Source organism: Bradyrhizobium sp. HKCCYLS2038, from assembly GCF_051167655.1.
Taxonomy (GTDB): Bacteria; Pseudomonadota; Alphaproteobacteria; order Rhizobiales; family Xanthobacteraceae; genus Bradyrhizobium.
Genome location: NZ_JBNPTM010000001.1, coordinates 490,645 through 517,400, shown reverse-complemented (window position 1 = coordinate 517,400; position 26,756 = coordinate 490,645). Strand labels below are relative to the sequence as shown.

Sequence of the window (26,756 nt, the reverse complement as noted above, 5' to 3'; positions counted from 1 at the left end):
AGCCGGAACAGCGGCCTTGAGATTATACTCGATAATTGTTATCCACTATATCAAACACGGGCAGCCATTCAACTGCTCCGGCCTACCGTGGGCGCTGGGCGCCCACGGCGCGCGGTCACCACAGAGGGGGAGCGTCCTGTCTTGAACACAACGATCTTGCTGTTCCTGTTGCAGGACGGCATTACCAACGGCGCGATCTACGCCCTGCTCGGGCTGGCGCTGGTGCTGGTCTTTGCCGTCACCCGGGTGATCCTGATCCCGCAGGGCGAATTCGTCACCTATGGCGCCCTCACCTATGCCTCGCTCGCCGCCGGCCGCATGCCGGGTACGGCGAAGCTCGCGGTGGTGATGGGCCTGATCGCCTTTGCCTTCGATCTCTACGCGATGCGCAAGACGCTGCATGCGCCCAAGATCGCACGCGCCTTCGGGCTCAACGTCGCCTTCCCGGTCGCCGTGCTGCTCGCCACGATGTGGGCGGCCGACCAGCGCATGCCGGCCGGCGTCAGCCTGGTGCTGTCGCTGCTGATCGTCGCCGCGATCGGCCTGTCGCTCTACCGCATCGTATTCCAGCCGCTCGCCCACACCTCGGTGCTGGTGCTGCTGATCGCCTCCGTCGGCACCCATCTGGCGATGCAGGGCCTCGGCCTGCTGTTCTTCGGCGCCGAGGGCCAGCGCGGCCCGACCTTGCTGAACGCCACGGCAACGCTCGGCACGCTGCGCTTCACCGGGCAGGGCATGGTCGTCTACGGCATCACCATCGCCTTCATCGTCGGACTCTGGCTGTTCTTCGGCCTGACGCTCTACGGCAAGGCGCTGCGCGCGACCGCCGTCAACCGGCTGGGTGCGCGCCTCGTCGGCATCCGCACCACGCTGTCCGGCCAGATCGCGTTCCTGCTCGCGTCCACGATCGGCGCGCTGTCGGGCATCCTGATCGTGCCGATCACCACGCTCTATTACGACACCGGCTTCCTGATCGGCCTGAAAGGCTTCATCGCCGCGATCATCGGCGGCCTGATCAGCTATCCGCTGACCGCGGTGGCAGCCCTCGTCGTCGGCATCGTCGAGGCGTTCTCCTCGTTCTATGCCTCCAACTTCAAGGAGGTGATCGTCTTCATGCTGCTGATCCCCGTCCTGCTGTTGCGTTCGCTCGCCGCGCCCGCGGTCGAAGAAGAGAAGGATTGATCCGTGCGCGAGCGTTGGCCTTTCATCGTCTTTGCCGTGATCGTTGCGGCAATCCCGTTCATCCCCGGCATGCCGCCGTTCTGGATCGTGCTGCTCGACAATATCGGGCTGTCCGCGCTGGTCGCCATGGGCCTGGTGCTCCTGACCGGCGTCGGCGGCCTCACCTCGTTCGGCCAGGCGGCCTTCGTCGGCTTCGGCGCCTACACGACAGCGGTGCTGTCGGCGCAATATGGCCTCTCGCCCTGGCTGACCTTGCCGCTGTCGCTGCTGGTCTCCGGCTTCGCGGCGGTGCTGCTCGGCCTCGTGACGGTCAGGCTGTCCGGCCACTATCTGCCGCTCGGCACGCTCGCCTGGGGTCTCGGGCTGTATTATCTCTTCAGCAAGCTCGCCTTCCTCGGCCGCAATGACGGCATCTCCGGCATCCCGCCGCTGTCGATCGGCAGCCTCAAGATGCTCGATCCGGGCACGATCTATTTCGCGATCTGGGCGGCCGTGCTGATCTCCGCGCTGCTGACCATGAACCTCCTGGACTCCCGCACCGGCCGCGCCATCCGCGCACTGCGCCGCGGCCACATCGCAGCGGAAGCGTTCGGCGTCTATTCGCCGCGCGCCAAGCTGCTGGTGTTCATCTATGCCGCGGTGCTCGCAGGCCTGTCCGGCTGGCTCTATGCGCACTTCACCCGTGCGGTGAACCCGACGCCGTTCGGCGCCCAGGCCGGCATCGAATATCTGTTTGTCGCGGTCGTCGGCGGCGCCGGCTATGTCTGGGGCGGCGTGCTGGGTGCGGCGATCGTCGTGGTGCTGAAGGAGGTGCTGCAAAGCTATCTCCCGCTGCTGCTGCACGGCGAGGGCCAGCTCGAGACGATCGTGTTCGGCATCCTGCTCGTCACCTTGCTGCAGCTCGCGCCGACCGGCCTGTGGCCGTGGCTGACGTCGTGGCTGCCGTTCAAGCCGGTCGCCAAGAAGCCGGACACCTCGATCCAGCTGCCGGCCCGCACCCGATCCGCGTCGGCGCCGAGCGTGCTGCTGCAGGTCGACAATGCGCGCAAGCAGTTCGGCGGCGTGGTTGCGGTCAACAACGTCTCGTTCGACGTCCAGGCCCGCGAGATCGTTGCGCTGATCGGCCCCAACGGCGCCGGCAAGAGCACCACGTTCAACCTCATCACCGGCGTGCTGCCGCCGACCTCCGGCAACATCTCGGTGCTCGGCAAGGCCGTCGGTAATGCGCCGCCGCAGGATGTCGTCAAGCTCGGCATTTCCCGCACCTTCCAGCACGTCAAGCTGGTGCCGGACATGACGGTGCTCGAGAACGTCGCGATCGGCGCGCATCTGCGCGGCCATTCCAACGCGATCTCCAGCATGCTCCGGCTCGACCGCGGCGACGAGGCCAAGCTGCTCGCGGAGGCGGCGCGCCAGATCGAGCGCGTTGGGCTAGGCGAGCAGATGCACCAGCTCGCTGGTTCTCTGTCCCTGGGCCAGCAGCGCATCGTCGAGATCGCCCGCGCGCTGTGTGTCGATCCGATGCTGCTGCTGCTCGACGAGCCCGCGGCCGGCCTGCGGCACATGGAGAAGCAGCGCCTCGGCGCGCTGCTGCGCGACCTCCGCGCCGGCGGCATGTCGGTGCTGCTGGTCGAGCACGACATGGGCTTCGTCATGGATCTCGCCGACCGCATCGTGGTGCTCGATTTCGGCACCAAGATCGCCGAGGGCACCCCAGCCGCGATCAAGACCAACCCTGAGGTGATCAAGGCGTATCTCGGAGCCACCGCATGAGCACCCTGCTGGACGTTTCCGACGCTCACGTCTCCTACGGCAAGGTCGAGGCCGTTCGCTCGGTCTCGCTCACTGTGGCCGAGAACGAGATCGTCACCATCATCGGCGCCAACGGCGCCGGCAAGACCACGCTGCTCAGCGCCATCATGGGCGTGTTTCCGCTCAAGGGCCGCGTGTCGTTCCTCGGCGAGGACCTCGCGCGCTACGAGATCGAGGATCGCGTCGCCCGCGGCCTCTGCCTGGTGCCGGAGCATCGCGAGCTGTTCGCGACCATGAACGTCGAGGACAATCTGCAGCTCGGCGCGTTCAGAATGTCGAAGGCGCACGCGGTGAGAGGCTTCGAGCACGTCTACACGCTGTTCCCGAAGCTGAAGGAGCGGCGCAAGCAGCTCGCCGGCACGCTCTCCGGCGGTGAGCAGCAGATGCTGGCGATGGGCCGCGCCTTGATGGGCTCGCCGAAGATGCTGATGCTGGACGAGCCGAGCCTCGGGCTGGCGCCGATCATCGTCGCCGGCATCTTCGAGATCGTCGCCAAGCTGCGCCAGGAGGGCGTCTCGGTGCTGCTGGTCGAGCAGAACGCCAAGGCCGCGCTGAATGTCGCAGACCGTGCCTATGTCATGGAGCTCGGCGAGTTCGTGCTCAACGGCAAGGCCAGCGAGATCGCCACCGACCCGCGCGTCGCGGCGAGCTATCTCGGCTTCGCCGAGACAGCGGCGAGCTGAGCCTGATGTCATCGAGGTGAGGCGCTGTCTCAGGATGGCGCCTCCTTCGACAGCAGGAAGTCGACCATCACGCGCTCCAGCGCACGGTACATGTCAGTGCCGGTTGCCGTCGGGCAGCCGCGGTCACGCGCGGCGGCGATGAACGGCGACACCTCCGGCTTGGTGATGACGCAGCCGCAATAGGCCGACGGGCTGACGGTCACCATGTCGACCGGCAGGGGATCACCGGGCTGCATGCCGGCCGGCGTCGCATTCGCGACCATCTCGAAGCCGCTGGCATCGGTGCTGCCGATGACAGCCCGGCCCTTGCCACGCTCGTTGAGCCGCGCGATCAGCGCATCGCGCCGGCCGGCATCGCTGTCGTGGATGGCGAGCTCGCGCACGCCGGCATCGATCAGGGCGAGCGCGATCGCCGAGCCGGCGCCGCCTGCCCCGATCTGCAAGGCACGAACGCCGGAGGGATCGAAACCGGCCGCCTTGGCCGCACCGACGAAGCCGAGGCCGTCAACCATGTCGCCGTGCCACCTACCATTCGCATCACGCCGCATCAGGTTCACGGCGCCGATGAAATGCGCGCGCTCGGTCGCCGTCGTGCAGGCGCGATAGCAGGCGAATTTGTGCGGAATGGTCGCGACGATGCCGTCGAGATTCTTGACCCGCGTCATCGTTGCCAGGAAGTCTGAGAGATCAGCCATCGCGACCTGGACCGCGACGAGGATCGCATCGCTCTCGCGATCCGCAAAGGCTTCGCTGACACCGGCCGGCGCGCGCACCTGCGCAATGGGATCACCGATGATGATGTGGAGCCTCGTGGCTCCGGTGGGGGCGAAAATCATCGGGGGTCTCCCAGAAAACCAAAAACTCGTCGTCCTGATAGCCGAAAGGCCGGCTCACCGAGCCGGCCTTTCTCAATCGAAGCTATGGTCCGTGCGGCTCATTTCGCCGGGATGTACTTGCCGTCCTTCACGGTCAGGATGATGCGGGAGCGGTCGTCGAGGCCCGAACGATCCTTTTCGGTGAAGTTGTAGACGCCCTGCGAGGCCGCCATGTCCTTTTCGGTCATCAGCGCCTGGCGGATGGCCTCGCGGAACTCCGGCGTGCCGGGCTTGGCGGTCTTCAGCGCCACCGGGATGACGCGCTTGAGGATCTCGAACGCATCAAAGGAGTGACCGGCGAACTGGCTGCGGCTGTTGGGGCCATACTTGCCCTCATAGGCCTTGTTCAGCTCGAGGCCGGGCTTCTTGGTCAGCGCGCTGTCGTCCTGCGTTTCCGGCGACATCACCGGGCCCGAGGCCATGATCACGCCCTCCGCCGCCTTTCCGGCGATGCGGATGAAGTCCATGCTCGCCGCGCCATGGGTCTGATAGATGAGACCCGTATAGCCGCGCTCGCGCAGCTCGGTCTGCGGCAACGCCGCGGCGGTGCCGGAAGCGCCGACCAGGATGGCGTCCGGATTGGCGGCGACCAGCTTCAGAACCTGACCGGTGACCGACGTGTCGGGACGCGCGAAGCGCTCCTCGTCGGCGATGGTGATGCCCATCGGCACGGCCTGGTTCTTCAGGTCGTTGAACCAGAGGTCACCGTAGGAATCGGAATAGCCGATATAGCCGACGGTCTTGATGTTGTGCGCCTTCATGTGCTCGTACAGCACCTTGCCCATGATCGGCACCGGCTGCGGCATCACCACCGACCACTTGGCGCGCTCCGGGGTGACCGGGAACGGCGCCAGGCCGAAATGCGGAATGCCGGCTTCGCTGGCAACGTTGGACACCGCGATGGTCGGCGGGGTCAGCGCCGAGCCCATGATGATATCGGCCTTCGATTCCGTGACGAAGCGGCGGGCATTGGTGGTCGCCGTCGTCGGGTCGCCGCCGTCGTCGAGCACGATCACCTTCAGCGGCACGCCGCCGATCTCCTTGGGCACGAACTCGAGCGCATTGCGCTCGGGGATGCCGAGCGCCGCGCCCGGACCCGTCGTGGTCGTGGTGATGCCGATGGTGATCTCGCTGGTCTGCGCCAGCGCAGGCGCTGCCGCCAGCATCGCAATGACGCCAGCCGCCGCCAGATAGGCCTTCCTCATTCAATCCTCCCTCAATCTTTTCGATTCAGCTCGTGATCCGCCGATCCTGTTTGCAGTCCCACCCCCGATCCGAAGGCGCCTTCCAATTGGCCGGCCGATATGTGTCCAAACGTGATCATAGCATTGAACACGAGAAGATCACGTCTCACCAGTCGACCAAAGCACGACTGCTGATCATCCTTAAGACGGTCGCATGTCGCACTCATTCCAGCCTCATCCCTCGAGAAACTTGGCTCTCATCTCCTCGGGGAATGGCGCCGATTTCAACTTGTCCGGGTCGGTCGGATCGCGCCCGACCAGCACCCGGGTCTCAAAACCTTCGATCGCCAGCGCCTCGCCCTTGAACACCTTGTGGGTGACGTCGAAGGACGAGCGCTTGATGCTCTCGATCGTGCTCTCGATCGTGATCCAGTCGCCATAGGTCGACGGGATGTAGAATTTTGCGCGGGTGTCGACCATGGGGATGCCGACCAGGCCGTAGCGCCGGACGATGTCCTGCTTGGAGAACCCGGCCGCCTCGAACATGACCGAGGTCGCATCGTCGAACATCGCGAAGTAGCGCGGATAGTAGACGATGTTGGCGGGATCGCAGTCGCCCCACTGGATCTGCACGTCGCGGCGGTGAACGAACATGTTTGGGAAGCCTCACTCCATCGCCGATGACGGTCCGTAGGGTGGGCAAAGGCGCGCAGCGCCGTGCCCACCATTTTCAGTGGCGGTGGGCACGCTACGCTTTGCCCACCCTACGTTTCTCTCCGTCGTCATTCCGGGGCGCGCGGAGCGCGAGCCCGGAATCCATGTCTCCACTGCGCCCGACGCCAAATGGATTCCGGGCCCGACGCTTGCGCGTCGTCCCGGAATGACAGCCATAAGAACGTCGGCGCGCGGCACCTACTTCGGCGCCATGCGCAGCGAGCCGTCGAGCCGGACGACTTCGCCGTTGAGGTAGGGGTTCTCGACCATGTGCAGCGCAAGTGCTGCGAACTCGTCGGCGTGGCCGAGCCGGCGCGGGAACGGGATCGCGGCGGCGAGCGAATCCTGGGCCTCCTGCGGCAGGTTGGCGAGCAGCGGGGTCAGGAACAGGCCGGGCGCGATGGTCAGCACGCGGATGCCGAACTGCGCCAGCTCGCGCGCGATCGGCAGGGTCATGCCGACGATGCCGCCCTTCGACGCCGAATAGGCCGACTGCCCGATCTGGCCATCATAGGCGGCGACGGAGGCGGTGTTGATGACGACGCCACGCTCGCCGGTGGCCTGCGGCTCCAGCTTGGTCATGCCGTTGGTCACCAGGCGCAGCATGTTGAACGAGCCGATCAGGTTGACCTTGATGACCTTCTCGAAATCCGACAGCGCCATCGGGCCGTCACGGCCGACGACGCGCTTGGCGACGCCGATGCCGGCGCAGTTCACCAGCACGCGCGGCTGCTGGCCGAGCGCCTTGACGGCTTCGGCGACGCCGGCTTCCGCGCCCGCAGCGTCGGAGACGTCGCAGACCACCGAGACGCCGTTGATCTCGGCCGCGACCTCGGCCGCGAGCTTGGCGTTGAGGTCGAACACGGCGACCTTGGCGCCCTGCGACGCCAGCTTGCGGGCGGTGGCGGCGCCGAGGCCGGAGGCGCCGCCGGTGACGATGGCGGCCTGATCCTTCAACAACATGTCGTTTCTCCCTAAAATGCCTTGATTAGCGGGCGAAGATGACGTCGTCGCCCGGCGTCGCGGCGTAGATGCGCTCGATCAGGTCCTTGCGATTCTCCAGCACGGAGCGCTGGTTGATCGAGCCCTTGTCGGTGACCTCGCCCTTGTCGATCGACAGCGGCGTGCCGAGCAGCACGGCGCGTGTGATGCGCGTCGAGGAACCGGTCGCGGTCGCCTGGAATTTGGCGAAGCGCTCGCGGAAGGCCGCGACGATCAGCGGATCCGCGGCCGTCGCGGCGAGATCGTCCATCGGCAGCGTCGGGTTGATCAGCCGGCAGCCGTCGAGGTCGAGCACCACGATCGCCGAGATCTCGTCGCGGTTGATGCCGGCGATGATCACGTCGCGCGCCAGCGGTGCGCAGGCCGCGACGAAGCGCGCCCGCAAGGGTCCGACCGAGACCCAGGTGCCCGAGGCCAGCTTGAAATCCTCGGCGACGCGGCCGTCGAAATCGAAGCCGGCATTGAGGTCGTTGGGATCGACGGGCTTCAGCGCATCGCCCATCTGGTAGTAGCCCTCGGAATCAAACGCCGCGGCCGAGACCTCCGGCAGGCGCCAGTAGCCCGGCGTCACGTTCGGCCCCTTGGCGCGTACCTCCATCTTGCCGTTGTTGGGCACGAGCTTGGCCTCGTTGCCCGACACCGGCAGACCGACATGGCCGGAGCGGCTGGTGCGCGGATTGACCGACATGAAGAACGGCGCGGTCTCGGTCGAGCCGAGGCCGGTCAGCATCGGCACGCGGTAGCCCGTCTCGGCCACGGAAAGCTCGTCGAGCTCGTTCCAGACGTGCGGCGCAAGTGCTGCGCCGGAGAAGAACATCGCATGCAGCCGGCTGAAGAACGTCTTCCGCAGGCCTGGATCCTCGCGGAAATACGGCAGCAGCGACTCGTAGCCCTTGGGTACGTTGAAATAGACCGTCGGCGAGATCTCGCGCAGGTTGCGCACGGTCTCCTCGATGCCGCCCGGCACCGGCTTGCCGGCATCGAGATACATCGAGCCGCCATTGAACAGGGTCAGGCCGATGTTGTGGTTGCCGCCGAAGGTGTGATTCCACGGCAGCCAGTCGATGATGACGGGCGGCTCGTCCTTCAGGAAGGCGAGCGTCTCGCGGATCATCACCTGGTTGGCGCAGATCATGCGCTGGGTGTTGATCACGGCCTTGGGATTGCCGGTCGAGCCCGAGGTCAGCAGGAATTTCGCGATCGTGTCCGGGCCGATCTTGTCGTTGATGGCATCGAGGCCGGCAAACAGCGGTGAGGCGATGAGATCGGCGAGCATCGTGACCTTGCGGCCCGGCACCGAGCCGAACGACGCCACGATCTCGGTGCCCTCGGGCACATTGGCGATCAGCGCATCCGCGAACTTGTCGGCATCGTCGACGAAGATGAGACCGGGCGTCAGCAGCTTCATCAGGTAGGCGAGCTTGCCGTAGTCACGCGACACCAGCGAATAGGCCGGCGACACCGGGCAGAACGGCACGCCGGCATAAAGCGAGCCGAACGCGACCAGCGCATGGTCGACCGAATTGCCCGACAGGATCATGACCGGACGATCCGGCGATAGGCCGCGGGCGAGCAGGCCAGAAGCAATGTGCCGGCTCGCCGCCAGCAAGGTCGCGTAGCTCAGCTCGCGCCAGCCTTCGGGGCCGACGCGCTCGGCCATGAACACGCGGTCGGGCGTCGCCTTCGCGAAATGATGCAGCCGATCGGTGATCCGCTGCGGAAACTCACCCAGCGGCTGCTTCGGCCGGAGATAGATGGTGCCGTCGTCGCGGCGGTCGATGGTGACGACGGGATCGTTGAAGGAGATGGCGCGCAACGGATGCACACTGGCGCTGCGCGCCGTGTCGTCCGTTCCTCCCTGTGTGCTTTTTGTTGTTTGCGCAGTCATGTCACGTCGGCTTCACTTTGGCTGTCTTGTGATCGAGGAAGGCGCGGATGCGGCCCTTGGCCTCCTTGTCGCTCTGCGCGACCGTGGCCATCAGCGATTCCATCAGCAGGCCGGTCTGCGGGTTGGCCTCGGCGATCATCGGCAGGGCCTGCAGCACCGCGAAGTTCGTGAGCGGGGCGTTGCCCGCGATCTTCGTTGCCAGTTCGAGCGCCTTGGTCATCGCCGCGCCGGCGTCGACGAGATATTGCGCGAAGCCGTAGGACGAGCCTTCGGTCGCCGAATAGACGCGGCCGGTCAGCATCATGTCCATCATGCGGGCGACGCCGATCAGGCGCGGCAGCCGCACCGAGCCGCCGCCACCGACGAAGATGCCACGCTGGCCCTCGGGCAGCGCGAAGTAAGCGGACGGCTCGGCGACACGGATATGCGCGGCGCAGGCGAGCTCGAGGCCGCCGCCGATCACGGCGCCCTTCAGCGCGGCGATCACCGGCACGCGGCAATACTGGATGCGGTCGAACACGCGGTGCCACATCTGCGAATGCACAAGGCCTTCGGTGGCGTCACGCTCGCGTAGTTCGGAGAGATCGAGGCCGGAGGAGAAATTGTCGCCCAGGCCATGAATCACGACGCAGCGGACGTCGTCGGGCAGGCTGGCGAAGCACTCGCCGATGGCGAGGATGATGCCGTCATTCAGCGCATTGCGCTTGGCGGGGCGATTGAGCCCGATGGTCAGGACGGCGCCCTGCTGTTCGATCTGCAGCAGAGACGGATCGCCCGCTGGCGTGGTGTCGGCGTTTCCCATCGCTTGATTGTGTCCTGTTCAGAATAGTTATGTTCTATAACGATATCAGCAGGAGTCAATGACCGGCACCTGACATCCTGTTGTGCAATGCAAAAATGAGCGGCGCCGGATCAACACCACGACGCAGCGCGCGGCATCGTAAGGCGCGGCGGCGCAAAGGCAAATGACATAACGACAAGGGGCATGATGCGGCGTTCCCGCGGCGGAAACGCGCCCGGGGTTTGCTGATCGTCTTCACCCTCTGATGCAGAGGGCGCAGGGAAGGCCAGGCGCCGACTGACGCCTGCGGCCCGCCTGCTGAAAAAAATTCAGGCGGCAGAACCACAGGTCCAGCCGGAATCACCCGGCCTTCCCTGCGCGATGGTCTTCACGCTTCTTTCGTGCTCTCCCCGGGGACCGGCTGATTGACCCCGTCGCCGACGCCGCGCATCCGCGCGGACGTCCGCTTGACCTCGGCACCGGGAGGTCAGAACCACACGACTTCGCGTCCGCGCTACGCCGTTCGTCCGCGCAAGCAAGGCTCACGCTGCGGCATGATCGCGGCCACCGCTCCCCGCCCCGCGTGTCGTGACGATCGCGCGCTACGCCCCTCGGCTTGGGACGGGATGCGGGGATACAATCATGAATTCTGATAAATCGCAATATATTTCTTAATTACGGAAATACAAATATCGCCCCGACACCGGTGCACTCCCCTCCCCCGGCCGCAATCGCGCAGCGATTGTGGCTGCGGGGAGGGGTCGGGGGTGGGGGTGCCACACGCACAGGCGCTCATCCTCGGCCAGGCCGGTCGCCCAAGTGAACGGTCGACAACGGCCCGTTCAGCACGGCTTCAAAGCCCACCATGTAGACCATCACCGTCACCACACTTCCCAATGGAGGGGACCATGGTTTCGCTGAAGACGTCTCTCGCTGGCGGCATCGCCGCAATTGCCGTGACCGCCACCCTGCTCGCCGGCGCGGCGCCGGCTCAGGCGCATGATGGGCGCAATGCGGCGCTGATCGGAGGTCTTTTGGTCGGCGCGCTCGTCGGCGGCGCCATCGCGTCGGAAGCGCAAGCCTATGAGCCCGCGCCGGTCTATCGGTCGCACTATCGCGACGCGGCGTATGACGGCTACGGCTATGAGGGCTACCGCTACGTGCCGGTCCACCGCCACCGCAATTGCGACCACGGCGGCTATGGCCGGGTTTCGGGTTGGGACGACGAGGATTAATTGTCCGTCTCAGCGGCCTTCGAGCGACGGTTTGCACATCAACCCGTCTGCCAGCTTGAGACTCCGTCATGCCCGGGCTTGTCCCGGGCATCCACGTCTTTCTCAGCATGCCGAACGACGTGGATGGCCGGGACAAGCCCGGCCATGACGGAGTAACTCAGTAGCAGGATTGCTCGTCGCAAGAGTGCCGAATCCTCATGGGGACAGCCCGGAGGGAAGAGCGGCCACCAGCGGATCCGCACACTCCGCTGTCGTCCCTGCGAACGCACAGGGACCCATAGCCACCGGCCCTGATGGGACGATGACTGGGAGTTGTGCCTCACCGAGAGATTCCGCGGTATGGGTCCCTGCGTTCGCAGGGACGACAGCGGTGGGTGGGGAAGCACCCCGGCCTACAGCACCATGTGCACGTCGATGATAACGCGGTCGGCGTGGCGGGCGGCGGAGCCGACGAAGACGTGCTCCATCAGCCAGCGATACTTCTCGTGGCCGGTCTCGAAACGGGGATGGGTGCGGAAGTAGATCAGCTTGGGATCGACGGGCTCGCCGCGCTTCAGCTTCTGCAGGAGGTCGATCGGCCCGAAGCGGATGCCGCGGTTCTCGACGTAGATGGTGGCGCCGTCGTCGGTCTCGAAGGCGTATTTGGCTTCGAGCTCGATCAGCTCGCTGGGCCGGATGATCTGGAAGTCGGCGCCGAAATTGCAGATCTTGCCGCTGACGCCTTCGCCGTTGCGGCCGGGGCCCTTCACCTCGCCGCCATGGATCGGAATGATCCGGCGCACGCCGATGCCGGTCTCGCCGGCACTCGTCACATCGCCGATCGAGACAGTGAGAGTGAAGACGTAGCGGGTCTCGAGAGCGGGTGCGGTCATCAGCGGGCCATCTGTTGGGGAAGCCACGTGGCGAGCAGCGGGAAGGCGATCAGGATCACCAGGCGGATCAGGTCGGTGGCTACGAACGGAAGCACGCCCTTGAAGATGGTGGAGAACGACACGTCCTTCACCACGGATTTGATCACGAACACGTTCATGCCGACCGGCGGATGGATCAGGCCGAGCTCGACGGTCATCACGATGATGACGCCGAACCAGATCGGATCGAAGCCGAGATGCGAGATCACCGGGAAGATGATCGGCACGGTGAGGATGATCATCGCCATGGCGTCCATCAGGCAACCGAGCACGAGATACATCACCATGATCAGCGCCAGCACGCCGTAGGGGCCGAGGCCGAGGCCGGTGAGGAATTCCGTCACCTTCTGCGGCGTCTGCGTCACCGTCAGGAAGTAGCCGAAGATCAGCGCGCCGATCAGCACAGTGAACACAGCGGCCGCCGTGCGCGTCGCCTGCAGCAGCGAGGCCAGGATCTTCTCCTTGTTCAGCCGTCCGGTGAATACGCCGATCAGGAACGCGCCGGTCGCGCCGACGCCGCCGGCCTCCGTCGGCGTGAAGCGCGGCAGGAAGGGAAGGCCGTAGAGGCCGCCGATCACGAACAGGAACAGCAGCATCGGCGCCCAGATGCCCTTGAGGCCCTTGATGCGCTCGGACCACGGCGGCGCCTCGCCCTTCGGCAGGAAGTCCGGCCTGACCTTGCCGATCACCGTGATGGTGATCATGTACATGGTCATCGCCAGCAGGCCGGGGATGATGCCGGCGATGAACAGCTTTCCGATGTCCTGCTCGGTGATGATGCCGTAGACCGCGAGCACGGTCGACGGCGGCAGCATCGCGCCGAGCGTGCCGCCGGCCGCGATGACGCCGGTGGCGAAGGATTGCGGATAGCCGAAGCGGCGCATCTCGGGATAGGCCACCGCCGAGAACGTCGCGGCGGTCGCCACCGACGAGCCGCAGATCGCGGCGAAGCCGCCGCAGGCGGCGACGGTGGCGATGCCGAGGCCGCCGCGCAGATGGCCGACGAAGCCGTTGGCGGCGCGGAACAGCTCGCGGCTCATGCCGGAGTTGGAGACGAACGTCCCCATCAAGAGGAACATCGGGATCACGCCGAAGGTGTAGTCGGTGACCGTGCGCATCGAGGTCTGGCCGACCAGCTTCAGCGCCGCCGTGCCGTTGACGAGATAGGCGAAGCCGGACACGCCGACGAGCCCCATCGCCATGCCGACGGGCACGCGCAGCAGCATCAGCGCGAACAGCGCAACGAAGCCGATGACGGCAACCGCATCCGTGCTCATGCGGCGCTACTCCGTGGGCTTGACGTGAGGGTCATGAATCTCCTCGGGATGGAAGATCAGGCGATAGGTTCTGATGGCGATCAACAGCACGGCTGAGACGTCGCCGATCCAGGCGATGGCGAAGAACGGCCAAGTCGGCATGTGCAGATCGTAGGTGAGGACGTTGTCCTCATAGGTGCCGCGCACCTTGTCGAACAGGGTCCAGGTCTGCACCGTGACGACGAACAGCAGCACCAGGGTGGCGAAGATGTCGATCCAGCGCTGGTAGCGCGGGCCGACATTGCCCCAGATCAGGTCCACGGTGATGTGGGTGCCGCGATACGATGTCGCGGCAATGCCCCAGAAGATCAGGATGCCGAGCAGCATGCGCCCGATGTCGAACGAATCCGGGATCGCGTAGTTCAGCGTGTTGCGGAGCAACACCGACAGGAAGATGTCGAGCGCGACGATGCCGACGAAGAACGCGGCGATCCACTCGATCCCATCGATGATCCGGTCCATGAAGGCGCGCTGCATGGCGTCCCCGTGTCAAAAGGCTTGTCAAAAGGCCTGGCGTAGAGATTGAAGATCGGGAGCGAGCTGTTGCGTAACGGCAAACACCAACCGTGCGGCGGCCCCTCACCCCGACCCTCTCCCCGTGAAGAACGGGGAGAGGGGGCGCATCGTCCGCCGCGCAACAGTTTGAGTATGAGAAGACTTACTGCGCCAGCGCGTTGTACTTGGCGAGCGAGGCCTTCAGTTCGGTCATGGCGGCGTCGGCGTCGATGCCGGTCTTCTTGACGCCGTCGGCCCAGGTCTTGAACAGCGGCTCGGAGGCCTTCTTCCAGGCGGCGCTCTGCTCAGGCGTCAGCTTGTAGACCTCCTGGCCGGCTTCCGCCTTGATCTTGTCGACGCCGGCGTCCTCGAACTTGCCCCAGGGCTCGCCGACCTTGCCGGCAGCTTCCGTGTTGCAGTTGTCGTCGATCGCCTTCTTCTGCATCGCCGACATCTGGTTATACTTGTCCTTGTTCATCACGAACACGAAGGTCGTCACGTAGAACGGCGCGTCCATGTGGTACTTCGTGACCTTGTCGACACCGAACAGCACCAGCGAGCCGGCCGGGAAGGTGACGCCGTCGGCGACGCCGCGCTCGATGATGTCACGCACCTCGGGCGCCGACGACTGCACGTTGGTGCCGCCGAGCAGGGTGACAAAATTGGCGATGGTCGCATCCGCTGGGCGGATCTTCATGCCCTTGACGTCCTCGGGCATCACGACCTTCTTGGTGCGCGTATGGAAGGCGGAAGGCGTGTGGACGAAGGCGAGGCAGTATTTGACGTCCTTCATCTCCTTCTCGGCATACTTCCGATACCAGGCGTCGAGGCCTTCCGAGCCGCCCTTGGCGTCGGAGATCAGGAACGGCAGCTCGCCGGCGCCGATGATCGGGAAGCGGCCGGGCTGATAGCCGGGATTGACGTAGGTGACGTCGGCGATGCCGTCGCGCGCCATGTCGTAATGGTCGAACGCCTTGCCGAGCTGCTGCGCCGGGAACACCTTGCCCTTGATGGTGCCGCCCGAGGCCTTCTCGACCGACGCGGCCCAATCCTCCAGCGCCTTCTGCAGCGGATGGCTGGCGGGGACCCAGTGCGAGATCTTCAGATCGAACGTCTTGTCCTGCGCGAGCGCGGGGGTGGTCACACCGGCAGCCAGCGCCAACGCCAGAAGCGTCTTCCTCATCGGCATCGTCTCCTTCCATGGTGGGCCTTCGAGGGCCCTTTGCTTCATTGTTATAGCATATAACCATCATTGCAAGCGCGGCGGCAGGCAGGCCACCGGTGCACGCGCCCAGCGGAGCCTATCGCTTCGGCCAGCGCAAGTCCGGCGAACGTCTGGCAAACGAAAGTCGCAGGCGCAGGCGATTTCATTAACACGTTAAGGATCTCCCGTGCACCCGAAATTGCGCGGCGGCAGCGGCACACCACGAAATTGCCGCAGCGCCGGACCGGACGGCGTCCGAGCCCGTCCGCCGGAGCGGACGCGCGGCGTTTCAAACGCGCGCGCAAAACCCGTTTGAAACTTTGTAGGCGGTGCAAAACGCGCGCGGACGTCGTTCACTGCAGACATCATCAGCAACGATCGAGACGCGCATGAGCAGCATTCCGGCCGGATTCGAACCGCATTTTCGCAAGAGCCCGTTCACGGATCCCTGGGAGCCGCTGTTCGCGAAGACAACGGACAAGGCGGTCATCCTCGGCCTGCGGCTCGCGACCCCGCACACCAATTCGCGCGGGCTGATCCATGGCGGCCTGATCGCATCGCTGGCCGACAATGCGATGGGCTACAGCTGCGCCCAGGCGCTGGGCTGGGAGGCGTCGCTGGTGACGATCAATCTCGCGGTCGACTATATCGGCAGCGCCGGCATCGGACAGTGGCTCAGCGTCGAGAGCGACGTCATCAAGAGCGGGCGGACGGTGTCGTTCGCGCATTGCCTGGTGCGCGCCGACGACCTCGTCATCGCGCGCGCGAACGCGACGTTCCACGTCGTGCCCAGGAAGGAGTGACCGGCGAACGGGCTCAGCCGAAGCGCCAGTCGCAGGTTTCGGTGACCAGATCGACGAACGCGCGAACCTTGGCGGATAGCAGGCGCGAGCTTGGAAACACGATGTGGATCGGCGCCGGCGGCGGCTCGTGTTTGGCCAGCACGCGCTTCAGCCGGCCGGCACGCAGCGCGTCGGCTGCCTGATAGGCCAGCACCCGCGTCACCCCGCCGCCAGCTTCCGCATATTGGATCGCGGCGTCGGCATTGTTGGTGACGAACCTGGCACTGACCGTGACGCGCAGCTCGCTTCCGTCGGTCACGAAGCGCCATTCGTCCGCCGAACCGAACAGGATGGTCTGGTGCTTCGCCAGCGCCTCCGGTGCCCGCGGCTCGCCATGCGCCTTGAAGTAGGCGGGCGCGCCGACGACGATTCGCCGCATGCTGCCGACCTGACGGGCAACCAGCGAGGAATCGTCGAGATGGCCGATCCGCACGGCACAGTCGACGCCGTCCTCCACCAGATTGATCTGGCGGTCCTCGAGGCGCAGCTCGGCCGAGACGTCGGGATAGCGGCTCAAATAATCCGACATCACCGGGCCGACATGCAGCCGGCCGAAACCGACCGGCGCGGAGACCACGAGACGCCCGGCGGGCTGCAGCCGCTCGCTCTCGGCGGCGAGCTCCGCCTCCGCCAGATCGGCCAGGATGCGGCGGGCGCGCTCGAGATAGCGCCGCCCGGAATCGGTCAGCGTCACCGAGCGGGTCGTGCGCTGCAGCAGCCGCACGCCGAGATGCTCCTCGAGCGCGGCGACCAGGCGCGTCACCGCCGACGGCGACAGTTTGAGCCGACGCGCCGCCGGAGCGAAGCCCCTCAGCTCGGCGACGGTGACGAAGGCCTGCATGGCGTCGATACGGTCCATCGCATCATTGCAACATTTGCAACGATCCAGTGTCAATCGTCCTGATTATTTCAGATGCCGATCGAGGTCATATTGGCTGGAACGGCGGCGATCACAGCCGCAGAGACCAAGGAGTCGTTGCGATGACCCAGACCACCATCCGAGCGCCAGGCGAGGTCATGTTCTCCCCGGCGGTGAGAGCGATCCAGGCGCACAAGGGATCACGCGAGAGCTATGCGCATGTCGAGCAGACCCGCGGCTTTCGCCACGACGTCGATGCCGATCTCGTCGCCCGCGTCGACGCGGCCACCAGCTTCTACCTCGCCACCGCCTCGGCCGACGGCCAGCCCTACATCCAGCATCGCGGCGGGCCGAAGGGTTTTCTCAAGGTGCTCGACAGCCGCACGCTGGCCTTTGCCGACTACAGCGGCAACAAGCAGTACATCACCCAGGGCAATCTGGCGGAGAATCCGCGCGCCTACATCTTCGTGATGGACTATGCGCATCGCCGCCGGGTGAAGATCTGGGGCACGGCCAAGGTGGTGGAGGATGATCCCGCGCTGCTGCAGTCCTTGATGCCCAAGGGCTACAAGGCACGGCCCGAGCAGGTGATCCTGTTCACGATCGAGGCTTGGGACACCAACTGCCCGCAGCACATTCCGCAGAAGTTCGACGCCGCCGACGTCGCGGAAGCGCTCGCGGTGCGCGATGCACGCATTGCTGAACTCGAAGCCGAGCTGGCCCGGTTGAAGGGCCAGTCGACACCGTCGGTCTAGCTCACGCAGCCTCGGCCGCCCGGCTCCAGTCGAACTCCGGATAATACTGCGCCATCATGCGCTCGGCGTAGGCGACGAGATTGCCAAATCCCTCGGTGCGCCGGCGCAGTTCGGAGTCGAAGAACGGTGTGAGGATGCCGGCGATGACGGCAAACGCCGTCGCGTCGGTGCCGCAGGGGCGATCGCCCATCAGATACGGCCGCTCGCCGAGCTGCACCGACAGCGCTCGCAGCGAGCGCGCCGCGAGGTCGACGTCCTCGTCGGGCGCGTGGCGGCCGAGGCCGGAGATCAGATAGTTCTCGGCGACGCGGAACTGCGCGTCCTCGCGCAGCTTCTCGCGGCGGTCGGCCGGCACGCCGTCGAAGAAGTGCGCCGGCCCCTTGGCGAAGTTGACCGGATCGACCCAGCGTGCGCCGACCAGTGCAAAATACAGATGGTGCTCGACCATGCGCTCGAACGCCCAGGCCTGCGCCCGCGCCCGCAGATCGAGCCCGGCATCGAAATCGTAGCCGTAGCGGCGTTCGACATGGGCGCGGATGAAGGTCGAATCCGCGATCAGCGCGCCGTCGTCGTCGATGAAAGGCAGTTGCCCCTTGGGCGAAGCGGGCGGCATCGCCCGCTGCTTCCGATAGGGAAGACCCGCCATCTTCAGCTGCACCTCCGTCTTGGTGACGAAGGGGCTGATCTCCGGCAGGCCGAAGCCCGCGCCCAAACCGAACAATGTGATCATGACAGCACTCCCGACTTCCTGAGCAGGCGCCGGACGCTACGAACATGCTGCTGCCACCATGCTGTCAGCAGCGGCAATAGCGTGGTGGCCAGGCCCAGGCCATAAAGCATCATCATCGACATCACCCCTTCATTCTCGTTGTTGGCCCGGTATAAGGACGGGCTGCTGCCAGCATCCTGTCAGCATCGGCGGGGTGATCGCTTCCGCAGGACACACCATGAGACGCGCCGACCGGCTGTTCCAGATCATCCAGGTGCTCCGACGCACGCGGCGGCCGCTGACGGCGGACGCGATCGCGGCCGAGCTCGAAACGTCGAAGCGCACGATCTATCGCGACATCGCCACGCTGATCGGCCAGCGCGTGCCGATTCGCGGCGAGGCCGGCATGGGCTACATCCTCGAAAAGGGTTTCGATCTGCCGCCCTTGATGCTGACGCCGGACGAGATCGAGGCTGCCGTGCTCGGCGCGCAATGGGTGTCGGTCAATGCCGACCCGGTGCTCGCGCGCGCCGCCGAGGATCTGATGGCCAAGATCGCCGACACGGTGCCGGAGCGCTTGAGGCCGTTCGTGCTGGAGCCGGCGAGCCGCGCGCCACGGCCCTGGACGCGCGAGCCCGACCGCATCGACATGTCGCGCACGCGCTCGCAGATCCATGAGGGACGCAAGATCCGCTTGCGCTATCGCGACGAGCAGGGCCGCGACAGTGAGCGCGTGATCTGGCCGATCGCGATCGGCTATCACGACGCGGTGCGCATCCTCGCCGCCTGGTGCGAATTGCGCCGCGACTTCCGCAGCTTCAGGACGGATCGCGTCGTCGAGGCGACCTATCTCGACGACAAATATCCCGAACGGCGCGAGGCGTTGCGGGCGAAGTGGCGACGGAGCCTGGTGTGGGAGGTTCCCAAAGATGTCTGAACCGATGTCCGACGCGACTGACAGCAGCCCCTGTCAAAGCTGCGGGGCCTGCTGCGCCTATTCGTCGAACTGGCCGCGCTTCACGATCGAGGAGGATGAGGCGCTGGACCTCATCCCGCCGGAGCTGGTGAACGACAGGCTGTCGGGCATGCGCTGCGAGGGCGACCGCTGCTGCGCGCTCGACGGCGAGATCGCCCGCAGCGTCGCCTGCCGGATCTACGCCATCCGCCCCGAGGTGTGTCGGACCTGCATGCCGGGTGACGATGAATGCCGGATGGCACGCCGCAAATTCGGTCTGCCCGCGCTGAGCTGAGCGAGGTCGCTCAGGCGCTCACCGGCACGAGCTCGTCGTCGAGGTCGTCGTCGAGCGGGGTCATCACCGACAACGGCGAGGTCGACAGCGAGATCGGCTTCCGGGTGGTCTGCGGACTGCCCCGCCCGCTCTTGCTGCTGCGCGACTGCGCGTAGAGCACCATGCCGACCCGTCCGCCGAACTGCTGAAGATCCTGCTCGCTGCAGCTCGATGCGATCGCCAGCGCGAGCGCATGCAGATGGGTGCGGCGGTAGCAGAACAGCGCCAGCATGGCCCGGACGTCCGCCGACACGGTCTCGACCAGCGCAGGCAGCCCGTTCTCGTCCGCACGATACAGCGCGCCGAGAAGCTCGTCGCCGACCGGGCAGGCATCGCTGTCGAAGGCACTTCGGCTTGGAAGCATTGGTTGAATCCTCTTGCATGAAGGATGCAACGCAAATCGCTAACGCGGGGTTAACCATGTTCGAGAGCGGGCATAGCCGGCGCAGACAGCCGCCGGAGGCCCGGCTCGGCTCGCCGTCCGTCAGCCGTTGGCCGCCATGAAGATCGAGAGCGCGAAGCCAGTGAGATGATGCAGCGCCTGGTCGACGCCAATCAGGGTCCAGAACCAGGGATGCTCGAGAGTCACCCCGAATCGCGACGAGCAGATGCCCTTGAGCCGGTCGATGGTGATGTGGATGGCGAAGTCGATCACGGCGACGAACCAGAACTTCGGCGCGACGATCAGGATCAGCACCATCGCCACGGCGAGATGGATCAGGCAGTGCACCAGCAGCGGCAACGCCCAGCCCTTCCGCTGGTCCTTGCCATAGGCCATCCAGGCGTTCTGCAGGACGAAGTCGGCAATGACGTGCTTGAAGGTGAGCAGCAGCATCCAGCCGACCAGCGCACCAACCGGGACCTGCGACGACAAAGCGGGAAAAGACAAAGCTGACGCTCTCGCTACACTAACCCTTGGACGCACCGGGAACTGAAGGCGTTCAGCGCAATCTGATGAGAATACCCGGCCAATTCGACGCGTATGCGACGTTTATGACATCTCCGATAGCGAATTGCACGCGAAAGGGAACCACGCATCGCACTCTGCTACCCCTGCCCGGACTTTCCGGGCAGGTAAGGTTACCTACCGCATTGCCGCGAAAATCATTCGGCCGCGTTGGTCCTCGGTGTCGCCGTCGCCCGTGCGCGGATCTCCGCAATGCACCGCGTCAACGCCCCCTGGCCGGGTTCCGCCAGCGCGACGGCACGGGCTTCGGCAATGACGGCGGCGAGATCGCGAATCGGCAGCACGCCGTCGAAGGTCGGCTTGGCCAAGCCGTTAATGATGGCGTGCCAATCCGCCAGCCCCTGCCGGTAGGCATCGCCCTGTCCCTGGATCATCGTCGCCGTCGCGATCACGGCGTGTGCCGCAGCCGGCTGCTTGTCGAGCGCGCGCGCGATCATGTGCAGCCACCGTTCGGCCCAGGCCCGTTCCTCGACATAGCGAACCGACTGCAGCCGCCACCGCCGCAGGCCAGCCATCAGCTTGAGGCGGCGCACCGCAAACCGCGACCGGACCGAGAAGCGGACCTTGATCCGGCGCCGGCCGAGCCAGCCGATCTGCTCGAAGCCCGTCGACATAGAATCGGCGACCGCCTGCGGCAGGGCGCCGAGCAGTTCGTCGAGGCGAAACCGCCTGACGTCGTCGGTCTCCCGCCCGCCCGGCCTGCGCCCTCTCTCCAGGCTCATCAATCGCAGCTGCGCGATCCGGATCAGGTCCTCATAGGCCATGCGCTCGGCAAGGTGCTGCGCGATCTCGCAGAGCATGGCGGCATCGACGTCCGATCTGCGCACGAACCGCTTGATGCGATCGACATAGAGCTGCGCGTAGGTCGCGCCCTGATACTCCATCAGCAGATGAATGCCATCGCTCACCACCGGGACGGCGGCCTCCGGCAGGCGCTCGGGCAGAAAGGGCGGATCACCCTCGTGGTCGCCGATGAAGTCGGCGAACAGGTAGCGAAGCGAGGACCGGACGCTTTCCACGTGCTCCAGGCCCCCCGGATCACGCCGATTTGGCGACGGGCGCGGCGGCGGTCTGCTGCGCCAGCCGCCGCTCGAGCGTTTCGATGTTCTGGAACAGCCGGGCGCTGGCAAGGCGCAGGAAGTAGAACGCGAAGGCGGGATTCTGGACGTAGAGCTGCTCGACCTGGTCGTAGGACACCGACAGGATCAGCCCTCCCTCGACACATTCCAGGGTCTGGGTGCGGGTATTGGACGGCGAGATCATGCCGAACTCGCCCACGATCGCCCCGACCGGCAGCTCGATACCGGATTCCACCAGGCGAAAACGACCGCTGACGATGTAGTACATGCTGTCGGCCTTCTCGTCCTTGTAGAACAGGACCTCGCCGGCGCCGCATTTGCGCTCGGTCATGAACGGCTTCAGCCACTCCATCGACAGGTCGCTGTTGACCGACTGCTTCACGTCGCGAACCAGCTGCAGCATCTGGTGCAGGCGATAGCTGTTGAGCGGCAGCAGCACACCGTGCAGCACCAGCACCGGATAGTTGTGCACCGGCACCGCGGTGGCGATCAGCACGATATTGGTGAGGATCGCGAAGATCCGGAGCGGGATCATCGTCCGCATCGACAACGTAGCGACCACGAAGATCGACGCGAAGAGGCTGCCGGCGGCGCCTGCATGTTCGACCAGGTGAGAGGTATCCATCGGGATCAACCAGACTCTTAAATGCAGGAGGGCCGAATGCCTTGTTCCGGCCTCTCATGGCTAGTTTATGTGTCCATGCCCACTTCTGATATACGGCGAACAGACGACGTTTGAACCGGTAATCGACCTGGAGACAAAAAATTCCCGCAAGCCCGGTCCTGCACCGGGCCGATGACGCCCATTCGGTCGCCCGGCATCGTTGACGGGCCTTCCCCGCTCGGGGCACTTTGCGCCGACATCCCTCCAGCTTTCGATCAGCGACAGGCCCCCGCCTTCCATGGCCAAACCGCAGCACTTCCCTGCCCTGGGGGCATTCCTGGCGGCAACGGCCGGGCGCAATTTGACCCGGGCCACCTACCTGGCCGTTGCGCTCGGCATGGCCGCCATGGTCCTGCTGACGATGGACTCGGCCTACGAGGTGGCCGGCCGCGGGATCATCGCCCTGCTGTGGGGATGTCTTGCTTTTTTTGTCGCCCAATGGCTGGCCCGGGTTCACAAGGCCGCGCGGCTTGGCCGTGCCGCAAACTACCTGCTGTCGGGCCGCGGCCTGCTGGACACGGTGTCAGCGCTCGCCGTGCCGGCTGCGCTTGTCGCCGGCGTGCCGCCGCGTGCGGCATGGCTGCTTGCGGTCACCTGGGTCGGCAAGGTGATTCCAGGCATCCCCGGGCTGCGGCAGTTGCGGCGCGTGATGGTGGTCGAGTCGCGCTCGCTGCTCTCGGTGCTCGCGCTGTTCCTGATGGTGCTGTTTCTCGGCTCCGTCGCCGAATATTCGCTAGAGCACGACGAGCAGCCGGCGACCTTCGGCACCATTCCCTCGGCGCTGTGGTGGGCGGTGGTGACGCTGACCACCACCGGCTATGGCGACGTGGTGCCGATCACGCCGCTCGGCCGCCTGGTCGCGGCCGCCGTGATGATCTCCGGCCTCGGCGTGTTCGGTCTCTGGACCGGCATTCTCGCAACCGGCTTCGCGGCCGAGACCCGCCGCGACAATTTCCTCAAGACCTGGGAGTCGGTCAGCCGGGTGCCGTTCTTCGCCAGCCTCGGTCCATCGACCATCGCCGACGTCACGCAGATGCTGCGCACGATCGACCTGCCGCCACGCACGACCGTCATCCGCAAGGGCGACCCGGGCGACTGCATGTACTTCATCGCCGCCGGCGAGGTCGAGGTGGATCTCCCAGGCAAGAAGATCCGGCTGGGCGAAGGCGCATTCTTCGGCGAAATGGCCCTGCTTGGAAACAACCTGCGCTCCGCCAATATCAGCACCATCCAGTTGTCTAAGCTGCTGGTTCTCGACCTCGTCGATTTCCGCGTGCTGATGGCGCGCCATCCGGATCTGGTGCAGAGCATCGACGCCGAAGCCCAACGCCGCGCAATGGAGAACAGGACATGACCGACGGACCCACCTCGGCAGTCGAGGATGCGCCCAGCACGCCGGTTCTGACCATCGACGGACCGCGCGCCACCATCCGGCTCAACCGTCCCCGTCATCTCAACCGTCTGCAGGCGGAAGATCTCGGTGTGCTCATCGCATTGTTTGATCGCATCGAAGCGGATGAGAGCCTGCGCGTGCTCGTCCTGACCGGAACCGGGCGCGCCTTCAGCGCCGGCTACGACCTCGGGTCGATCGGCGGCGCCGAGACCAGCCCGGCCGGCGGCGCGGGCCCGTCCTTCGAAGCGGTCGCCGACCGGCTGGAGGATCTGTCGCTGCCGACGATCTGCCGTATCAATGGCGGCGTCTATGGCGGCTCCACCGACCTGGCGCTGGCCTGCGACTTCCGCATCGGCATCGATACGGCCGAGATGTTCATGCCCGCCGCTCGGCTCGGCCTGCACTACTACCCCAATGGCATCAAGCGCTACGTCTCGCGGCTCGGGCTCGACAATGCCAAGCGGCTGTTCCTGACGGCCGAGAAGATCGGCGCCGCGGAGATGCTGCGCATCGGCTATCTCACCGGGATGGTGGCCGCCGACGCCCTCGATACCGAGGTCGATCGATTAGCAGCGCTGCTGGCTGGCAACGCGCCGGTTGCCATGCGCGGCATGAAGCGGGCCATCAACGAATTTGCGCGCGGGACGCTCGACGATGCGGCGGCCCGTCGCAGGCATCAGGACAGCCTGGTCGGAACAGAGATCGGAGAAGGCATGAAATCGTTTGCAGAAAAGCGAACGCCGAAATTCTGAGCGCAATGCGCATCTCGGACCAACATGTTTTGCATGCATCGTGCTGTATGCAGCCGGTGTGCTGACACACGCTCAGCGAACTATCGACGTAAAGCTCCAATTTGCGGTTGACAGCCTTTTGTCCATGGCTAGCTTGGACTTGGGCGGAGACTTTCACATGCAAGTGATAGACGCGTATTGGGGTCGGCGGGCTCTGGACTATGTCGACGCGATCGAGGCGTCGAAGACCAGCGCCAGCGTGCTCTCCCAATTCGAGAAGGTGATCGGCGACCTCGGCTTCCACGCCTACATCATGGCTGGCGTGCCGACCGCGGGTCAATCGCTGCAGCAAACCATCCTGGCCAATGGCTGGCCGCCGGAATGGTTCGACATGTACGCGCGGGAGCAGTTTCATCGCTTCGATCCAATCCCCCGTCACTGCCTGTCGACCTTGAATCCATTCTTGTGGTCGGAAGCGCCGTATGACCGCCAGGACGAGCCGGGCGCACACAAGGTGATGACGCGCGCACGCGACTTCGGATTGAACGAAGGCTTCTGCGTTCCGATCCATTACGACGACGCGGTGGGTGCAGTCAGCCTGGCAGGCGAGCAGCCCAACCTCGCGACCGATGCGCGCGGCGCGCTGCACCTCATCAGCATGTTCACGCATCAGCGGCTGCGCGCGTTGGCGCGTGCGGCGACCGGCCAGAACCGTCGCCTGTCGCGCATCGAAGCCGAGGTGCTGAGTTGGGCGGCACGCGGCAAGACGGCGTGGGAGACGGCGCGCATTCTCGGCGTGTCCGAACGCAACGTGCGTTGGCATCTCGAGGAGGCTCAGCGCAAGCTGGAAACCAAGAACAAGACGGCGACGGTTGCGACCGCTCTTGTCAACGGTGAGATCACGATCTGATCTGGCGTTTTTGCCACTGGATCAATCGAACCACATCGGCAATCTGCAAGCCCCATATTGCTTCAGACGACCGGGGGTTTCGATGCCTGAGATTCATGTCGTTCGAAAAGATAATCGCGCGCTCTACGAAAAATATTTTGATCCTTATTACCGACTGCGCCACGACATCTACGTCAAGCAGCGCAAATGGATGGCCCTCGATCGCCCCGACGGACGCGAGATCGACCAGTTCGACACCGAGGATTCGGTCTATCTGTTCTGCATCGACAAGGGCCAGCTGATCGGCTCGATGCGCGCGGTGCCGACGCTGATGCCGACTTTGATGAGCGACATCTTTCCCTATCTGAATCTGCGCGGCCCGATCCAACGCCCGGATGTCTACGAGCTGTCACGCATCTTCGTAATCCCCGAGCGCCGCGGCGAGCATGCGGGTCCGCGCATCGACATGCTGCTGCTGACCGCGATCATGGAATACGGCATCTCGATCGGCCTGACCGGGTTCTCCATCGTGCTCGAAAGCTGGTGGCTGCCGCGGTTTGAAAAGTGCGGCTGGAAGGCGCGGCCGCTGGGCGTGCCTCATCTGATGGACGGAATGTCGGTGATGGCCGTTCTGGTGGATTGTGACGAAACCACGTGGCAGTCGCTATGCAAACAGATCGGCCTGACGCGACCGACGTTGACTTGGCAGGGGCTCGAAGATGTCAGCCGCCTGGCCCTGCCGGAAATCTTTCTTCATCTTCCACCAGCCGTTCAGCCAGCGCAATGAGCTGCTCACGGTGCCGCGTCAGCCTCATTCGGTGGAACGCCTTCAGGAGGCGGTGACCCAGGAGCGTCGCCTCATCCACCTCCAGGGCATAGAGGTTGGACGGCATGTTCAAGGAATCCATCGCTGACACTTCAGGTTTTTGAACCGTGACTGAACCTTCAATCGAGAAGATCATCGAGCGTCTGCAATTCTGCATCGTGGACGCTCGCGCGATGCAACTCAAAATGTTGGAAAGGATTTTGTCAATATCATTGCTCGAAGCTCACGAGCTCAAGGAAAAGTGTGCGCCCAAGGCGAGCGACAGCAGCCACTAGGGATTTTTCCGGCACGTCGCGGCGCAGCGTCGAGCAGGCGCTCGCGAGGTTCCGCGCCGAGAGTGCCAGCAAGGCTTTGATTTCAGAACCGAATAGGTTTGCCTTTGCGAGGCCGCGAACGCAGCTAGCGTGCAAGGCCGCATCGAATTCGCCGCGAACGAGGAATGCTTGCGGAGTCCACGGCAAGCATCCTGGC

The 26,756-nt window shown here is 65.2% G+C and carries 29 protein-coding genes; 12 read left to right on the top strand and 17 right to left on the bottom strand.

What is annotated here, in order from left to right; all coding sequences use genetic code 11:
• The first annotated feature begins 141 nt into the window (after window positions 1-141).
• From ACQR1I_RS02305 to ACQR1I_RS02295, 3 genes are read left to right on the top strand one after another with little or no spacing between them, the layout of a single operon-like run.
• Complete coding sequence (locus ACQR1I_RS02305) at window positions 142-1,182, top strand: branched-chain amino acid ABC transporter permease (protein WP_434865558.1); 1,041 nt, start codon at window positions 142-144, stop codon at window positions 1,180-1,182.
• A gap of 3 nt (window positions 1,183-1,185) precedes the next feature.
• Complete coding sequence (locus ACQR1I_RS02300) at window positions 1,186-2,955, top strand: branched-chain amino acid ABC transporter ATP-binding protein/permease (protein ID WP_434865557.1); 1,770 nt, start codon at window positions 1,186-1,188, stop codon at window positions 2,953-2,955.
• Complete coding sequence (locus ACQR1I_RS02295) at window positions 2,952-3,677, top strand: ABC transporter ATP-binding protein (protein WP_434865556.1); 726 nt, start codon at window positions 2,952-2,954, stop codon at window positions 3,675-3,677. Before ACQR1I_RS02300 ends, ACQR1I_RS02295 begins: the two co-directional genes overlap by 4 nt.
• Window positions 3,678-3,706: 29 nt before the next feature.
• On the opposite strand, the gene ACQR1I_RS02290 is transcribed toward ACQR1I_RS02295, so the two are convergent.
• From ACQR1I_RS02290 to ACQR1I_RS02265, 6 genes are all read right to left on the bottom strand, one after another.
• Window positions 3,707-4,513 (bottom strand): shikimate dehydrogenase family protein, encoded by an 807-nt coding sequence (locus tag ACQR1I_RS02290; protein WP_434865555.1) that lies wholly within the window; start codon window positions 4,511-4,513, stop codon window positions 3,707-3,709.
• Between the two features lie 98 nt (window positions 4,514-4,611).
• Window positions 4,612-5,757, bottom strand: a complete 1,146-nt coding sequence (locus tag ACQR1I_RS02285) for an ABC transporter substrate-binding protein (protein WP_434865554.1) — start codon at window positions 5,755-5,757, stop codon at window positions 4,612-4,614.
• Window positions 5,758-5,970: 213 nt separating this feature from the next.
• Entirely contained in the window at window positions 5,971-6,390 is a 420-nt protein-coding gene (locus ACQR1I_RS02280; protein ID WP_434865553.1) for an acyl-CoA thioesterase, read from the bottom strand.
• Window positions 6,391-6,648: 258 nt separating this feature from the next.
• Window positions 6,649-7,413 carry an SDR family NAD(P)-dependent oxidoreductase gene (locus ACQR1I_RS02275; RefSeq protein ID WP_172183461.1) on the bottom strand — a complete coding sequence of 255 codons (765 nt, stop codon included), beginning with the start codon at window positions 7,411-7,413 and terminating at the stop codon, window positions 6,649-6,651.
• A 25-nt stretch (window positions 7,414-7,438) separates the two neighbouring features.
• Window positions 7,439-9,340, bottom strand: a complete 1,902-nt coding sequence (locus tag ACQR1I_RS02270) for a feruloyl-CoA synthase (protein ID WP_434865552.1) — start codon at window positions 9,338-9,340, stop codon at window positions 7,439-7,441.
• 1 nt (window position 9,341) lies between these two features.
• Window positions 9,342-10,142 carry a crotonase/enoyl-CoA hydratase family protein gene (locus ACQR1I_RS02265; RefSeq protein WP_434865551.1) on the bottom strand — a complete coding sequence of 267 codons (801 nt, stop codon included), beginning with the start codon at window positions 10,140-10,142 and terminating at the stop codon, window positions 9,342-9,344.
• Window positions 10,143-11,029: 887 nt separating this feature from the next.
• On the opposite strand from ACQR1I_RS02265, the gene ACQR1I_RS02260 reads away from it, so the two are divergent.
• Window positions 11,030-11,356 (top strand): hypothetical protein, encoded by a 327-nt coding sequence (locus ACQR1I_RS02260; protein ID WP_434865550.1) that lies wholly within the window; start codon window positions 11,030-11,032, stop codon window positions 11,354-11,356.
• Window positions 11,357-11,748: 392 nt separating this feature from the next.
• Here the strand turns inward: ACQR1I_RS02260 and ACQR1I_RS02255 are convergent, their stop codons facing one another.
• The 4 genes from ACQR1I_RS02255 to ACQR1I_RS02240 form a co-directional block, all read right to left on the bottom strand.
• Complete coding sequence (locus ACQR1I_RS02255; RefSeq protein WP_434865549.1) at window positions 11,749-12,228, bottom strand: DUF3237 domain-containing protein; 480 nt, start codon at window positions 12,226-12,228, stop codon at window positions 11,749-11,751.
• On the bottom strand, window positions 12,228-13,544 hold the full coding sequence (locus tag ACQR1I_RS02250; protein ID WP_434865548.1) for a TRAP transporter large permease: 1,317 nt from the start codon (window positions 13,542-13,544) through the stop codon (window positions 12,228-12,230). Before ACQR1I_RS02250 ends, ACQR1I_RS02255 begins: the two co-directional genes overlap by 1 nt.
• Before the next feature lie 6 nt (window positions 13,545-13,550).
• Window positions 13,551-14,060 carry a TRAP transporter small permease gene (locus tag ACQR1I_RS02245; RefSeq protein ID WP_315722155.1) on the bottom strand — a complete coding sequence of 170 codons (510 nt, stop codon included), beginning with the start codon at window positions 14,058-14,060 and terminating at the stop codon, window positions 13,551-13,553.
• A gap of 181 nt (window positions 14,061-14,241) precedes the next feature.
• Window positions 14,242-15,261 carry a TRAP transporter substrate-binding protein gene (locus tag ACQR1I_RS02240; RefSeq protein ID WP_434865547.1) on the bottom strand — a complete coding sequence of 340 codons (1,020 nt, stop codon included), beginning with the start codon at window positions 15,259-15,261 and terminating at the stop codon, window positions 14,242-14,244.
• A 410-nt stretch (window positions 15,262-15,671) separates the two neighbouring features.
• Here ACQR1I_RS02240 and ACQR1I_RS02235 point away from each other — a divergent pair, with 410 nt between their 5' ends.
• The gene (locus tag ACQR1I_RS02235; RefSeq protein WP_434865546.1) at window positions 15,672-16,085 is read left to right on the top strand and encodes a PaaI family thioesterase; all 414 of its coding nucleotides are present in this window, start codon (window positions 15,672-15,674) and stop codon (window positions 16,083-16,085) included.
• Between the two features lie 13 nt (window positions 16,086-16,098).
• Here the strand turns inward: ACQR1I_RS02235 and ACQR1I_RS02230 are convergent, their stop codons facing one another.
• A complete protein-coding gene (locus ACQR1I_RS02230; RefSeq protein ID WP_434865545.1) occupies window positions 16,099-16,983 on the bottom strand; it encodes a LysR family transcriptional regulator in 885 nt (294 codons plus the stop codon).
• A gap of 122 nt (window positions 16,984-17,105) precedes the next feature.
• On the opposite strand from ACQR1I_RS02230, the gene ACQR1I_RS02225 reads away from it, so the two are divergent.
• Window positions 17,106-17,738 (top strand): pyridoxamine 5'-phosphate oxidase family protein, encoded by a 633-nt coding sequence (locus ACQR1I_RS02225; protein WP_434865544.1) that lies wholly within the window; start codon window positions 17,106-17,108, stop codon window positions 17,736-17,738.
• Between the two features lies 1 nt (window position 17,739).
• Here ACQR1I_RS02225 and ACQR1I_RS02220 read toward each other — a convergent pair whose 3' ends face one another.
• Entirely contained in the window at window positions 17,740-18,468 is a 729-nt protein-coding gene (locus ACQR1I_RS02220) for a glutathione S-transferase family protein (RefSeq protein ID WP_434865543.1), read from the bottom strand.
• Window positions 18,465-18,590 carry a hypothetical protein gene (locus ACQR1I_RS02215; protein ID WP_434865542.1) on the bottom strand — a complete coding sequence of 42 codons (126 nt, stop codon included), beginning with the start codon at window positions 18,588-18,590 and terminating at the stop codon, window positions 18,465-18,467. Before ACQR1I_RS02215 ends, ACQR1I_RS02220 begins: the two co-directional genes overlap by 4 nt.
• 95 nt (window positions 18,591-18,685) lie before the next feature.
• On the opposite strand from ACQR1I_RS02215, the gene ACQR1I_RS02210 reads away from it, so the two are divergent.
• A complete protein-coding gene (locus ACQR1I_RS02210) occupies window positions 18,686-19,384 on the top strand; it encodes a helix-turn-helix transcriptional regulator (protein ID WP_434865541.1) in 699 nt (232 codons plus the stop codon).
• Window positions 19,377-19,697, top strand: coding sequence for a YkgJ family cysteine cluster protein (locus ACQR1I_RS02205; RefSeq protein WP_434865540.1), 321 nt, complete (start codon window positions 19,377-19,379; stop codon window positions 19,695-19,697). Before ACQR1I_RS02210 ends, ACQR1I_RS02205 begins: the two co-directional genes overlap by 8 nt.
• Window positions 19,698-19,707: 10 nt before the next feature.
• Here the strand turns inward: ACQR1I_RS02205 and ACQR1I_RS02200 are convergent, their stop codons facing one another.
• The 4 genes from ACQR1I_RS02200 to ACQR1I_RS02185 form a co-directional block, all read right to left on the bottom strand.
• Window positions 19,708-20,100, bottom strand: a complete 393-nt coding sequence (locus tag ACQR1I_RS02200) for a hypothetical protein (RefSeq protein WP_434865539.1) — start codon at window positions 20,098-20,100, stop codon at window positions 19,708-19,710.
• A 120-nt stretch (window positions 20,101-20,220) separates the two neighbouring features.
• Entirely contained in the window at window positions 20,221-20,571 is a 351-nt protein-coding gene (locus tag ACQR1I_RS02195) for a DUF3307 domain-containing protein (protein WP_434865898.1), read from the bottom strand.
• 269 nt (window positions 20,572-20,840) lie between these two features.
• Window positions 20,841-21,722, bottom strand: a complete 882-nt coding sequence (locus tag ACQR1I_RS02190) for a DUF6537 domain-containing protein (RefSeq protein ID WP_434865897.1) — start codon at window positions 21,720-21,722, stop codon at window positions 20,841-20,843.
• A gap of 19 nt (window positions 21,723-21,741) precedes the next feature.
• Window positions 21,742-22,407: a Crp/Fnr family transcriptional regulator gene (locus ACQR1I_RS02185; RefSeq protein ID WP_434865538.1), complete on the bottom strand. Its 666-nt coding sequence runs from the start codon at window positions 22,405-22,407 to the stop codon at window positions 21,742-21,744.
• Between the two features lie 277 nt (window positions 22,408-22,684).
• Between ACQR1I_RS02185 and ACQR1I_RS02180 the strand changes: the two genes are divergently transcribed.
• From ACQR1I_RS02180 to ACQR1I_RS02165, 4 genes are all read left to right on the top strand, one after another.
• Entirely contained in the window at window positions 22,685-23,800 is a 1,116-nt protein-coding gene (locus ACQR1I_RS02180; protein WP_434865537.1) for a cyclic nucleotide-gated ion channel, read from the top strand.
• The gene (locus ACQR1I_RS02175; protein ID WP_434865536.1) at window positions 23,797-24,591 is read left to right on the top strand and encodes an enoyl-CoA hydratase/isomerase family protein; all 795 of its coding nucleotides are present in this window, start codon (window positions 23,797-23,799) and stop codon (window positions 24,589-24,591) included. The genes ACQR1I_RS02180 and ACQR1I_RS02175 overlap by 4 nt, the downstream gene beginning before the upstream one ends.
• 157 nt (window positions 24,592-24,748) lie before the next feature.
• Window positions 24,749-25,480, top strand: coding sequence for a helix-turn-helix transcriptional regulator (locus tag ACQR1I_RS02170; RefSeq protein ID WP_434865896.1), 732 nt, complete (start codon window positions 24,749-24,751; stop codon window positions 25,478-25,480).
• 82 nt (window positions 25,481-25,562) lie between these two features.
• On the top strand, window positions 25,563-26,246 hold the full coding sequence (locus ACQR1I_RS02165; protein ID WP_434865895.1) for an acyl-homoserine-lactone synthase: 684 nt from the start codon (window positions 25,563-25,565) through the stop codon (window positions 26,244-26,246).
• The last annotated feature ends 510 nt before the right edge of the window (window positions 26,247-26,756 follow it).